The organism is Xanthomonas hortorum, from assembly GCF_040279205.1.
GTDB classification, from domain to species: domain Bacteria; phylum Pseudomonadota; class Gammaproteobacteria; order Xanthomonadales; family Xanthomonadaceae; genus Xanthomonas; species Xanthomonas hortorum_F.
Genome location: NZ_JBEOLS010000003.1, coordinates 175,808 through 187,616, shown reverse-complemented (window position 1 = coordinate 187,616; position 11,809 = coordinate 175,808). Strand labels below are relative to the sequence as shown.

Annotated in this window: 16 protein-coding genes; 10 read left to right on the top strand and 6 right to left on the bottom strand. The window is 64.8% G+C overall.

What is annotated here, in order from left to right; genetic code table 11:
* Nucleotides 1-86: 86 nt before the first annotated feature.
* Nucleotides 87-422 (bottom strand): zinc ribbon domain-containing protein YjdM, encoded by a 336-nt coding sequence (locus ABS769_RS02720; protein WP_023903290.1) that lies wholly within the window; start codon nt 420-422, stop codon nt 87-89.
* 115 nt (nt 423-537) lie between these two features.
* On the opposite strand from ABS769_RS02720, the gene ABS769_RS02715 reads away from it, so the two are divergent.
* The 4 genes from ABS769_RS02715 (at nt 538) to ABS769_RS02700 (ending at nt 4,286) form a co-directional block, all read left to right on the top strand.
* Nucleotides 538-1,602, top strand: coding sequence for a cation diffusion facilitator family transporter (locus tag ABS769_RS02715; protein ID WP_430544118.1), 1,065 nt, complete (start codon nt 538-540; stop codon nt 1,600-1,602).
* Between the two features lie 293 nt (nt 1,603-1,895).
* The gene (locus tag ABS769_RS02710; protein ID WP_104549896.1) at nt 1,896-2,369 is read left to right on the top strand and encodes an FKBP-type peptidyl-prolyl cis-trans isomerase; all 474 of its coding nucleotides are present in this window, start codon (nt 1,896-1,898) and stop codon (nt 2,367-2,369) included.
* A 124-nt stretch (nt 2,370-2,493) separates the two neighbouring features.
* Entirely contained in the window at nt 2,494-3,849 is a 1,356-nt protein-coding gene (locus ABS769_RS02705; protein ID WP_317060121.1) for an Hsp70 family protein, read from the top strand.
* Between the two features lie 251 nt (nt 3,850-4,100).
* Nucleotides 4,101-4,286 (top strand): hypothetical protein, encoded by a 186-nt coding sequence (locus ABS769_RS02700; protein WP_010366034.1) that lies wholly within the window; start codon nt 4,101-4,103, stop codon nt 4,284-4,286.
* A 74-nt stretch (nt 4,287-4,360) separates the two neighbouring features.
* Here the strand turns inward: ABS769_RS02700 and ABS769_RS02695 are convergent, their stop codons facing one another.
* Genes ABS769_RS02695 through ABS769_RS02685 form a run of 3 tightly spaced genes read right to left on the bottom strand, consistent with a single transcriptional unit; the run spans nt 4,361 to nt 6,377 of the window.
* Complete coding sequence (locus tag ABS769_RS02695) at nt 4,361-5,245, bottom strand: DUF4097 family beta strand repeat-containing protein (protein ID WP_317060122.1); 885 nt, start codon at nt 5,243-5,245, stop codon at nt 4,361-4,363.
* 11 nt (nt 5,246-5,256) lie between these two features.
* Nucleotides 5,257-5,793 (bottom strand): hypothetical protein, encoded by a 537-nt coding sequence (locus ABS769_RS02690; RefSeq protein ID WP_317060123.1) that lies wholly within the window; start codon nt 5,791-5,793, stop codon nt 5,257-5,259.
* A complete protein-coding gene (locus ABS769_RS02685; protein WP_317060124.1) occupies nt 5,790-6,377 on the bottom strand; it encodes an RNA polymerase sigma factor in 588 nt (195 codons plus the stop codon). The genes ABS769_RS02690 and ABS769_RS02685 overlap by 4 nt, the downstream gene beginning before the upstream one ends.
* 187 nt (nt 6,378-6,564) lie before the next feature.
* Between ABS769_RS02685 and ABS769_RS02680 the strand changes: the two genes are divergently transcribed.
* Nucleotides 6,565-6,813 carry a hypothetical protein gene (locus ABS769_RS02680; protein WP_229009186.1) on the top strand — a complete coding sequence of 83 codons (249 nt, stop codon included), beginning with the start codon at nt 6,565-6,567 and terminating at the stop codon, nt 6,811-6,813.
* 72 nt (nt 6,814-6,885) lie between these two features.
* On the top strand, nt 6,886-7,479 hold the full coding sequence (locus tag ABS769_RS02675; protein WP_317060125.1) for a mechanosensitive ion channel family protein: 594 nt from the start codon (nt 6,886-6,888) through the stop codon (nt 7,477-7,479).
* Nucleotides 7,480-7,495: 16 nt separating this feature from the next.
* Here ABS769_RS02675 and ABS769_RS02670 read toward each other — a convergent pair whose 3' ends face one another.
* Nucleotides 7,496-7,762: a DksA/TraR family C4-type zinc finger protein gene (locus ABS769_RS02670; RefSeq protein WP_006452846.1), complete on the bottom strand. Its 267-nt coding sequence runs from the start codon at nt 7,760-7,762 to the stop codon at nt 7,496-7,498.
* Nucleotides 7,763-7,893: 131 nt separating this feature from the next.
* Here ABS769_RS02670 and ABS769_RS02665 point away from each other — a divergent pair, with 131 nt between their 5' ends.
* Nucleotides 7,894-8,148, top strand: coding sequence for a DUF2789 domain-containing protein (locus tag ABS769_RS02665; RefSeq protein ID WP_006452845.1), 255 nt, complete (start codon nt 7,894-7,896; stop codon nt 8,146-8,148).
* A gap of 196 nt (nt 8,149-8,344) precedes the next feature.
* On the opposite strand, the gene ABS769_RS02660 is transcribed toward ABS769_RS02665, so the two are convergent.
* Nucleotides 8,345-8,518: a DUF1328 domain-containing protein gene (locus ABS769_RS02660; RefSeq protein ID WP_317060127.1), complete on the bottom strand. Its 174-nt coding sequence runs from the start codon at nt 8,516-8,518 to the stop codon at nt 8,345-8,347.
* Between the two features lie 176 nt (nt 8,519-8,694).
* Between ABS769_RS02660 and ABS769_RS02655 the strand changes: the two genes are divergently transcribed.
* The 3 genes from ABS769_RS02655 to ABS769_RS02645 all read left to right on the top strand — a co-directional run bounded on the left by ABS769_RS02655 (nt 8,695) and on the right by ABS769_RS02645 (nt 11,783).
* Entirely contained in the window at nt 8,695-9,222 is a 528-nt protein-coding gene (locus tag ABS769_RS02655; protein WP_317060128.1) for a YgjP-like metallopeptidase domain-containing protein, read from the top strand.
* Nucleotides 9,223-9,257: 35 nt separating this feature from the next.
* The gene (locus ABS769_RS02650) at nt 9,258-10,526 is read left to right on the top strand and encodes a 2OG-Fe(II) oxygenase (RefSeq protein ID WP_317060129.1); all 1,269 of its coding nucleotides are present in this window, start codon (nt 9,258-9,260) and stop codon (nt 10,524-10,526) included.
* Between the two features lie 156 nt (nt 10,527-10,682).
* Complete coding sequence (locus tag ABS769_RS02645) at nt 10,683-11,783, top strand: Glu/Leu/Phe/Val dehydrogenase dimerization domain-containing protein (protein ID WP_317060130.1); 1,101 nt, start codon at nt 10,683-10,685, stop codon at nt 11,781-11,783.
* The last annotated feature ends 26 nt before the right edge of the window (nt 11,784-11,809 follow it).

Here is an 11,809-nt window from a genome sequence, read left to right as displayed (position 1 = left end):
CGATGAAGCGTAATCGATAACGCCTCATCGCGCGCAAGCGCGCTCCTACACACGCTACGTGCGGCATTGCCGCAGCCGCAATTGCCTCACGCCTTGCGCAGAAAACAGGTCTTCAACACCAAGCCCTTGATCTTTTCCGAATTGCCTTCGATGTGCTCGGCATCGTCCTCGACCAGGCGGATATTGCGGATCAGCGTGCCCTGCTTGAGCGGAATCGACGAGCCCTTGACCTTCAGGTCCTTGATCACGCTCACCGTGTCGCCGGCCTGCAACACATTGCCGTTGCTGTCGCGCACCACCGTCGCGGTCGCGGCGGCGTCGCCCGCACTCCATTCGAAGCCGCAGTCTGCGCAGATCGACAAGGCGCCGTCGACATAGGTGTTGTCCAGGCCACATTGCGGACAGGCGGGAACGGTGGACATGCGATTCCTAAGCTCAAAACGGGCGTGGATTGTAGCGCCCCGGCCGCGCGATCACGTCTCCGGCACGGCGGTGGCGCGATAGTGCGGCGCTTGTCGAATGCCTTGCAGGTCGCGCGTGTCCAATCAATCGGTCTCCAATACGCCCAGCGGCGCGCCCGAATCTGCAGAGCATCGGGCTGCCGCGCCTGGGTCCACCGGACCCGGCGCGGCAAAGGCCAATGCCGCAAAGAAGACCGGCTCGCACCTGGTCGTCTACGTGGCGCTGGCCGGCAACCTGGCCATCGCCATCGCCAAGTTCATCGCCGCCGGCATTTCCGGCAGCTCGGCGATGCTCAGCGAAGGCGTGCATTCGCTGGTGGACACCATTAACGAAGTGCTGCTGCTGTACGGTCTGCGGCGCGCAGCGCAGGCGCCGACGCCCACCCATCCGTTCGGCTACGGACGCAAGTTATATTTCTGGAGCTTCATCGTCGCGCTACTGGTGTTTGCGATGGGCGCAGGCGTGTCGCTGTACGAAGGCATCGTGCATCTGCGCAATCCCGAGCCGGCCAAGAGCCATCTGATCGCCTACATCGTGCTTGGCGTGTCGATCGTGTTCGAAGGCATTTCCTGGGTGGTGGCCTTGCGCGAGTTCCGCGCGAAGAAGGGCCGCATGGGCTATTTCCAGGCGTTTCGGCAAAGCAAGGATCCCAGCACGTTTACCGTGCTGCTCGAAGACAGCGCCGCATTGATCGGCTTGTTCATGGCCGTGCTTGGCCTTGCCGGCGCGCAACTGCTGGACATGCCCGAACTCGATGGCATCGCCTCGATCGGCATCGCCGGCGTACTGGCGGTCACCGCGTTCCTGCTGGCGCGCGAAACCAAGGGCTTGCTGATCGGCGAGCCCGCACATGCGCACGTCACCGAATCGCTACTGCGCATTGCCGCCAGCGACCCGGACGTGCGCGCCGCCAACGGCGTATTGACCATGCAGATGGGCCCGAATCAAGTGGTGGCTGCGTTGAGCGCCGAGTTCGAAGACAGCCGCACCACGCCGCAAATCGAAGCCTGCGTCGGGCGCATCGAGGCCGCCGCCAAACGCCAGCACCCCGAGCTCACCGCACTGTTCATCAAGCCGCAAACGCCTGAAACCTGGCATGCACGTCGCTCCGAGATCGAACGCGGCGCACAACCCGACTAGCGCGCAGCACGTGCGTTTGGGTGCACGTTGAAACATGCGAAACACCTGATGACGTGCGATGCAAAACATCCGCCGCGCCGCAGTTGCAGTGCAGCCAGACAGTCGACGCATGACCTTCGGCTGCAGGCATGGCCCAACCTGACACCACCACGACCAAGCTGATCCTCGCCCTAACCGCCGGATCGGCTGCGGTTGCATGATCGAAGGCGATTGCCTACGGTGGGCGTGCAGCATCTCTTCGCATCGTGAATCAGCCGATGCATTCCACTCGATCACCGTCATGGAGGTTTCCAATGGAAATCAGCCAGGGTCGCGTTGCGACCATTCACTACACACTTTCCGACGACACCGGCCAGGTGCTGGACCGCTCCACGCCGGACACGCCGCTGAGCTATCTGCACGGCGCCGGCAATATCGTGCCGGGCCTGGAGCAGGCGCTGGATGGCAAGCGCCTGGGCGAAACGCTCACCGCCGATGTGGCGCCCGAGCAAGGCTATGGCCCGCGCCACGCGCAGTTGATCCAGCAGGTGCCGCGCGATGCCTTTCCCACCGATATCGAAGTGGTGCCGGGCGTGCAGTTCGAAGCCCGCACCCAGCAAGGACCGGTGCTGGTGACGGTCACCGACGTCGGCCCGGAGCATGTCACCGTCGATGGCAACCACCCGTTGGCTGGGAAGTCCCTGCATTTCGCGGTCGAAGTCATCGAAGTGCGCGAAGCCACCACCGAAGAACTGAACGAAGGTCACGTCGCCAACCTTGCGGCATGAGCCATCGCGCCGTGCGCCTGCGGGTGCACGGCGCTTCGGCTGCTGCGACCTGCGCGCGGTCCTTTGCCCACGACGCAAACGGCAGAAGTAGTAAAGTGCGCGGCCCGCTCATAGGCCCGCCTGCATGAAACTCGGCATCGACTTCGGTACCAGCAATTCCGCCGCTGCGGCGATCGTCGATGGCCAGGTGGTGCCGGTGCGGTTCGGGCAGGACCTGCAGTTCCGCACCACGGTGTATTTCCCCGAGACCATGCGCGACCCGGACGATTTCAGCCTCACCCCGGCGCTGGAATACGAGGTGGAACGGCTGATCGACTCGGGTCGCCGCGATGCGCTTGCCGCCGGCCGCACGCCCGCCAATGACAGCCTGCGCCGCGATGCGATCCGCATCGTGCGCCGCCAATGGATGGAAGAACAGGTACGCGAGCCGCGCAGCTCTGCCGCCCTGCTGCAGAACGCGGTCTATGGCGACGAAGCGCTGGATGCGTATTTCCTCGAAGGCGAAGGCAGCCTGGTGCAGAGCCCCAAATCGATGCTGGGCTACAACCTGCATCCGCGCGCGCGCCAGACCATCACCGGCATCGCCACGCATGTGCTGGAACATATTCGGCTCACCGCCTCGCGCCAGTTCGACATCAACATCCGCAGCGCCACGCTGGGCCGCCCGGTGCAGTTCCGCAGCTCGATCGGCGAGGCCGGCAACGCACAGGCGCTGGAGATCCTGCAGACCGCAGCAATAGCTGCGGGCTTCGACACGGTGGATTTCCTCGAAGAACCCGCAGCGGCCGCGATGCACTACCACGTCAGCCATGACACCCGGCACGACACCGTGGTGGTGGACATCGGCGGCGGTACCACCGACATCGCGCATGCCAGCGTCGGAGGCAGCGACGCGCCGCAGGTGCACCGCGCCTGGGGCATCGCACGCGGCGGTACCGATATCGATCTGGCACTGAGCCTGGCCGCCTACATGCCGCTGTTCGGCCGCGGTATCACCCGCGTGCCGACCCACCACTACGTGGAAGCGGCGATGGTGCAGGACATGACGCGCCAGCGCGAATTTCGCCTGCACAAGTACCAGGACGTGCCCGCCCCGTTCGACAAGCGTCTGCAGGCGCTGCAGGACACCGGCAACACCGCGCGCCTGTATCGCGGCGTGGAAGCCTGCAAGATCGCGCTCAGCGAGCGCGACCATCACCAGGCGGCGCTGGACTTCATCGAGCGCGGGCTGGGCGTGGAGGTGCAGGCCAGCGCACTGGTGGCGTCCGCTTCCAACTATCTGGGCGAACTGGAAGGCCTGCTCGCGCAGGTGCGTGCCGACCTGGCCGCCCCGCCGGCCACGCTGTTCCTCACCGGCGGCATGTCGCGCGCAGGCTATATCCGTGACACGGTCGCGGCCGCCTTCCCGGAATCGCGCCTGGTGCAAGGCGACCCGTCCTTCGGTGTGGTCCAGGGCCTGGCCTGGGCTGCCGCGCGGTAAGCGGAAGCCACGTGATCAGTGAGCTGTGCACAAGATGCATCGCCTTGCACAGCACGCGTTAACGCAATCCGGCGCGACTTCCCATATAATGCACGGTTGCTGCCGGACGCCCCGCCGTCTTGTCTGCAAGGCACGCTCGCCGTGCCGCCGCGATTGCGCACCGAACGCGATCGCATCTCTCGACATCGCTTCTGCGCGCGCCACCCTAGCCGCACGCGATGTCCTTGCACTTCCCCGCTACAGGAGGCCACATGGCACGTCCCGCGACCAAGCAGAAATCCCAGCCCAGCATCGCTCGCAGCGAAGGCAAGTCGCAGCCGCTCAGTCGTGAGCGTATCGCTGCCGACATCGCCGCGTTCCGCAAGACCGGCGGCAGGATTGAAGTGCTCACCACCAACTTCGGCCCAGCTCGCAACGATGGCGACAAGATCGCCTAAGCGTTGCCCCGAAGTGTTTGCTCAACGTGCCACCGCAAGGTGGCACGCTTGTTTCAGACGTCAGGTTTCAGGCATCAGTTGCTGTAATCGATGCGCACCGAGCCCGAGTGCGATTCCAATTTGACGTCACCATTGCCCGCCCCCAGCTTGGTTTTCAGGCTCTTGCCCGGGCCGTACTCCGGCCGCTCCACCTGCCCGGCCACCGAGCGGATGTCGCCACTGAACACGTCCACCTGCAGCGCTGCCGAGACATTGCGCGGCACGCCCAGGGAGATCGAGCCGCTGACACTCTCCGCCGCGATACTGCCGCCAGGCGCCAACCAGGTCACCGTCAGCGCCGTTCCCCCGGACACACTCTCGGCACGCAGCTGCGACACCTGCCCCGCGCCAACCCGGATCTGGCCGGAGACGGACTCGACCGAGATCACCCCACTGGCGCCCGATGGCGCATCGATCTGCCCACTCACCGTGCCCAGCGTCAGCCGCCCACTGGCCACCGAGCTACGCAGCGAGCCGCTGACAGTTTCCAGTTGCGCCTCCTTGGCACGTCCAGCGGCGACCACATCGCCGCTGACCGACTTGAGCTGCAACCGCGCCAGATCGACCTGATCGACATCGACCGAGGCACTCACCGCCTCCACGTCCAGCAACGCCGCACGCGGGACCCGCAACTCCAGTTGAGCGCCCTTGCTGTTGCGGCCGTTGCGCGGGTAGATCACCTCGAGCTGCAGCAAGTCCGGGCTTGCGTCGACATCCAGCCGCTGCCCCTCGCCCAAGCTGCCGGTCAGCGCCACCTCGTCGCGATCCCAGCCGCGCACGCGAATCTGCCCGGCAATGTTTTCCACCTCCACGCGCCCGCCGCGCGCCAGCGGATGGGTCTGCTTCAGCGTGGTCTGCGCCGCTGCCGGCGCGGCGCACACCGCAGCCAGCAGCAACAGGGAAAGATGGGCGTAACGCATGGGCATGCTCCTCAGCTAGGAAAAGACGCCTCGCCCTGTGCGGCGAGACGGGTCAATTGCAGCCGCTTCGCATAGGTGCGCTGCAGCTGCGACAACAAAAATGCAGAGCCCGGGCTCTGCGCGATCGCGGCGTGGATGGCCTGTACGCTTTGATCCAGCTCATCCAGCGCCGGACGTAGATCGGCCGGCACCTGTTGGACTGGAAATGCCGCAATCGCCTGCTGGTACTGCCCGGCCATCGCCTGTGCCTGCGCCACCAGCGCGGGCTGCACGGGCACGGGCGTGCGTGCCTGCCGATCGAGCCCGGGCACGATGACCACCAACGCCAGCGCAGCGGCCAGCGCCACACCCAGTGCAGGCCAGGCCCAGGCGCGATGGCCGCGCGGCGTCAATGCGACCACGTTGGAGTGCGCCGTCAATGCGGGTGCAATGCGCTCCCACACCTGCGCCGGTGGCTGGCGGTGTTGCGGCAATGCCCGCAAACGCGCGCACAACGCAGCGTCATCGGTCTCGCGTGGATCGTGTGAATCATGGTGATCGTGGTTCATACGGTGTCTCCCAGCCGCACACGCAGCAAGCCGCGCGCGCGATGTAGTTGTGCCTTGGAACTGCCGACCGCCATGTGCAGTTGGTCGGCAATCTCCTGATGTTTCCAGCCCTCGATGTCGTGCAGTACCAGCACCGCGCGTGCACGTGGCGGCAATGTTTGCAGCGCGCGGTCCAGATCCATCCGGGTCGATTGGCAATGCGCTACGCCGGGAATCGCCGCGAGAATCTCGCCGTCGGCATCGTCCACCATGTGATCGCTCGCAGCCGAGCGCGCACGCAACTCCATCAAGGCGGTGTTGACCGCCAGGCGATGCAGCCAGGTGCCCAGCGCACTCTGAAAACGGAATTGCGGCAAGGCCTTCCATGCCGCGATGAAGGTTTCCTGCAACACATCGTCGGCGCGCGCCGCATTACCGCCGCACAGCCGCCAGACCACCGCATACAACCGTGGCGAGTGGCGACGATAGATGGTCTCGTAGGCAGCGCGATCTCCGCGCGCAGCAGCACGCGCCAAGCCGGCGTCGTCGCGGTCGGCGGGGCTGTCGCACTCTGAGGCATCGATGGGCATGGCGGTGTCGAGCATATCCAGTTCGATGCGCCAGGCAGCGCAAAGGTTTAAACCCGGCAAACTCTTTTTCCTCGAGCGCGGCGTAAACCTTTTCGCCGGCTGGCGCATCCAATCCTTTCGATAGCGCACTCCTGCGTCGCATCGCTTGCCTGGGCACGGTCATCGGCCGCTCCCAGCGCAGGCATTCTGGTCGGAAGCCCACATGCCGCATGTTCTTGGATTGCTCCTGAGCCTGTGCTCCACCCACTGCCCGGCCCCGCTGCCGATGGATGCGCTGCAGCTCACGCTGACCCCGGCGCGCCTGGAGCTGTGCCTGCTGCGTTTACCGCTCAAGCAGGTGTCTTGCGTCGCGATGAGCACACCATGGGAATGGACACTGGTGCGTCACCTGGAACAGCGCTGGCAGCGCTTGGTCGCGCTCTCCGCATCCAGTGCGCGTGTTACGCGCTAGCCACCCGTAACTGCATGCTGTCTTCCCCGAGCGCCCCGTTACAATGGGCATCCGCCCAACCTGCATGATGTGATGTCCGCGCCCGATGCGTTGCCCACCATGATCCGTAGCCTGCTGCCGCACTGGAATCCGCAGTGGCTGGCTGTCGCAGTGCCAACGGTGCAGATCGTGTTGATCGTCGCCGTTGCCGCGCTGGTACGGCTGCTGCTGCGGCAACTGCTGCGGCGCTTGTGCACGCGTTACAGCCTGCCGGCAGAAATGATGATCGGTATCCGGCGTGTGGGCAGCTTCGTCATCTCGGTCACCGCCGTGCTGACGGTGCTGAACGTGCTTGGCGTCTCCAGCGGCACCTTGTGGACCGCGTTCACCGGATTCGCGGCGGTCGGTGCGGTGGCGTTCTTCGCGGCATGGAGCGTGCTGTCCAATATCTTCTGCACGTTCCTGATCATCACCACGCGCCCGTTCCGCCTGCACGACCATATCGAATTGCTCGAAGGCGGCGACAAGCCGGGCCTGAAAGGCCGCGTGATCGACATCAACGTGATTTACACGACACTGGAAGAAACCGGCGATCACGCCGGCAGCGTGCTGCAGGTTCCTAACAGTCTGTTCTTCCAGCGCACCACGCGTCGCTGGCGCGAGACCAGCCACTTCAACGCCAACTAAGACGCCCACCCAGCTGTCAACGCAGCTGGCTATCCTTGCTGCCGCGGCGGTTGTAGCCGCCCTGCGCCGCCTGATCGAGATCGTGCGCTTCCTGGCAATTCACGCACAGGTGCACGCCCGGCACGGCCTTGCGGCGCGCTTCGGGAATCGCTGCATCGCACTCTTCGCAATGCGTCAGGCTCGGGCCCTGATGCAGCTGGCTCCGCGCGCGCTTGATCGCATCCTCGACGGTTGCATCGATCTGGTCCTGCACCGCCCCATCACCCGCCCATCCGGTCGCCATGATCGCCTCGGCTTGTTGGCTCAGGAGTGGAATATGGGCATGCGCGCAGGCAAATCCAAGCCGGACGTGCACAGTGCGCTCAAATCGGGTGTTCTAGCATCTATGTATTCGCACTCTTCGAGGAATCTGCAATGGAACAACCTGTCCACCCGTTCTCCGAATTATTCGCCCAGTTGGGTCTGCCATCGGACGAAGTCAGCATTCGCGACTTTATCGATGAGCACTCTCCGTTGCCGGGCGATGTACGTCTGGAAGAGGCGCCCTTCTGGACTCCGGCGCAGGCACAGTTGCTGCGTGAAGAACGCCTCGACGATGCCGACTGGATCGTGACCATCGATCAACTCAACATCGCCTTGCACACCACCGCAGAAGACACCGGCGTCTGATCTGCGCAAGCGCGCATCGAAGGCATTGCGGTAGAACTCGCCTGCGGTCTTTTACTTGCGCCGGCCGAATACTTGCCCCGGCCGATTCGATTGATCAGATTGCAGTAATAAAAAAGAGCGGCCACTGGCCGCTCTTTTGCATTCCGGGTAACGCGGCTGGCGTGCGAAGCGCGCGCCGACGCCAGGCACTCGGACGTCAGGTCACCTTCTTGGCGATCGTCACACCCAGCACGAAAAGCACGATGGCGATGATGATGCCGGCCCAGAACAGGAGCTTGGCAATGCCCATCGCAGCGCCCGCCATGCCGCCAAACCCGAGCGCACCGGCGATCAGTCCGATGATGGCGAAAATAATGGCCCACTTGATCATGTTGTTGTCTCCTCATTCGGCACGGTGCCGTGTTTTTAGTCGTGTGCCTGCGGCAATCCGCCGCAAAACATGCGCTGCACGCTACGCATCCAGGTGTGCCGCATTCGTGAATACGCCTGACACACACCGCCACATTCGCGCGCGCAGATTCGCCACCGGCACCTGCATCGGCGATCATGCGCACTTCGCAGCACTCGATCGGCATGGACACTCTCCGCTATCTCATCGGTTACCCGCCCGCTGTCCTGGATCAGGTGCGCGAGCTGATCGCGCAGGACAAACTCGCAGCGGTGCTGGCGCGGCGCTACCCGGACCGCCATGAGATCCGCACCGATCGCCATCTGTACGAGTATGTCAAAGCGATGAAGGAGCGCTACATGCGCTCATCGCCCACCTTGCACAAGGCGATGTACGACAACCATCTGCAGGTGGTGAAGCATGCGCTGGGCACGCACACCGCCATCTCGCGCGTGCACGGCAGCCGGCTCAAGGCCAGCCGCGAAATCCGCATCGCCTCGTTGTTCCGCGATGCTCCAGAGCCATTTCTGCAGATGATCGTGGCCCACGAGCTGGCGCATCTGAAGGAGGCCGATCACAACAAGGCCTTCTACCAGCTGTGCAACCACATGACGCGCGACTACCACCAACTGGAGTTCGATCTGCGCCTGTATCTGACCCAGCTGGCGCTGTCGGCGAACCGCTGATCGCGCATCGCGCGGGCAGGGCTTAGGATGCCGCGATGGAACAGACGCATGCACTCGCCGCCCTGACGCAGGCTGCCAACGGGCAACAGCCCGCCGCAATGAATGCCTTGGCACAGGCGCTGGTGTGCGCAGGGCAGACCGAGCAGGCCTTGGTCTGGTACGCGCGCGGCGCGGCCGCAGGCGATCCCACGGCACTGATCGAAGCCGGGCGCATGCTGGCCTACGGTATCGGTTGCGATGTGGACATTGCCCAGGCGCGGGCGCACTGGCAGCAGGCCGAGCGCCAGGACTCCGCAGCAGCACGTTATCTGCTGGCAACGCTGGCGGTCACCGACACCCCGTTGGCGCTGGCGCCGCAGGCATACGCGCAACTGCACGCAGCAGCCACGGCCGACTATCCACTCGCACTCCGCGCACTGGCCATCCAGCACGGCCGCATCGATGATCCGCAACAGCAACGCCGCTGCGTCGCCCTGCTGGAGCGCGCCGCTGCAGGCGGCGATGCGCTGGCGGCCGTACTGCTGGCAGAGCGCTTGCTGCGTGGCGAAGGCGTCCCGCCGCAGCCTGAGGCCGCGGCGCAGCTGTTGCGGCAATTGCAACCATTGGGCATCGCCGCACTGCCCGATGTGCGGATCTCGCCACCCGATCCCGGTCGCGACCCCATTGGCAACGAGGACCACATCAGTTTCGCGCCCCAAAGAAACGTGACGGCGCGCCGCCACGACGCGCCCATGATCGAGGAAGTCTCCGCTGTGCTGTCTGCCGACGAATGCCGCTTGCTGATGCTGCTGGCACGGCCGCATCTGCGTGCTTCGCAGGTGGTGGACCCCAACGATGCGAGCACGCACCGAACGCCGATCCGCACCAGCCGCGGCGCCACGCTGGATCCGATCCTCGAGGACTTCGCTGCGCGTGCAGCGCAGGCGCGCGTGGCGGCCTGCGCGCAGCTGCCGTTGACCCATGCCGAAGCGCTGTCGGTGCTGTGCTACGCGCCGGGCGAGCACTACCGCGCCCATCGCGACTACCTGCCGCCCGGCACGATCGCCGCAGACTGCCCTGGCGCCGGCAATCGCCTGCGCACCGCATGCGTCTATCTCAACGATGTCGGCGCAGGCGGCGAAACCGAGTTCCCTGTTGCTGGCATCCGGGTACAGCCGCGTGCCGGGTCGGTGGTGTGCTTCGACAACCTGCATGCCGATGGCCGCCCCGATCCCGATTCGTTGCACGCCGGCCTGCCGGTCACCACGGGCAGCAAATGGCTGGGAACCTTGTGGTTTCGGCAGCAGCGCTATCGGCATTGGTGAACAGATTCATACACAAGCCCCTGCCGACGTGGTTTAAAATGTTGCAGCGCGACGTGATCGGACAGGGTCTGCAGACGTCGCGTTTTTTGTTTCCCATTGCACGGGTCCAGACCCGGCCTCAGGGAAGGCACATCACGCAGCCCCGCGGAGCCTTCGATGCTTTTCGAAACCCTCGATACCACCGGCCACGAGCAGGTGATTTTCTGTCACAACCGCGACGCCGGCCTCAAAGCGATCATCGCGTTGCACAGCACCCGCCTCGGGCCGGCACTGGGCGGCGTGCGCATGCGTCCGTACCCCAGTAGCGAAGCGGCACTCGACGACGCGCTGCGGCTCAGCCGCACCATGACCTACAAGAACGCACTGGCCGGCCTGAATGTCGGCGGCGGCAAGGCGGTGATCATCGGCGACCCCAAGACCGACAAGAGCGAGGCGCTGTTTCGCGCATTCGGCCGTTTTGTCGACACCCTGGGCGGGCGCTACATCACCTCCGAGGACGTTGGCACCGACGTCAACGACATGGAAAAGATCTACCTGGAGAGCGAGTACGTCACCGGCGTGCATCAGGTACATCGCGGCTCCGGCGACCCGGCGCCATTCACCGCCTACGGCGCGCTGCAGGCGCTGATGGCCTCGCTCAATCGCAGGCTCGGCCATGAAGAAGTCGGCAAGTCCAGCATCGCGATCCAGGGCCTGGGCCATATCGGCATGGAGCTGGTCAAGCTGCTCAAGGAACGCGGCGCCAAACTCTACGTGACCGATCTGAACCCGGCGCTGGTGGACCGCGCAGTGGCCGAATACGGCGCCGAAGCCGTGCGTGTGGACGAGATCTACGAAGTGCCGGCCGATGTGTTCGCGCCGTGCGCGCTGGAAGGCGCGATCAACGAACAGACCCTGCCACGGCTAAAGGCCAAGATCATTTGCGGCACCGCCAACAACCAGCTCGCCAGCGCCGCCATCGGGCAAGAGTTGCACAAGCGCGGCATCCTGTACGCACCCGATTACGTGGTCAATGCCGGCGGCGTAATGAATGTGTCGCTGGAGATCGACGGCTACAACCGCGAGCGCGCGATGCGGCTGATCCGCAGCATTTATCACAATCTGGAAAAGGTGTTCGATCTGTCCACGCAGCTGGGCGTACCGCCGCAGCAGGCAGCCGATCAGATTGCCGAAACGCGTATCGAGGCCATCAGCAAGCTCAAATTGCCGCTGGGCCGCACCGCACCGCGCTTTTTGCATAAGCTACGCGGCGAGTGATCCGCATGCCCAGGCAGCAGTGCCTG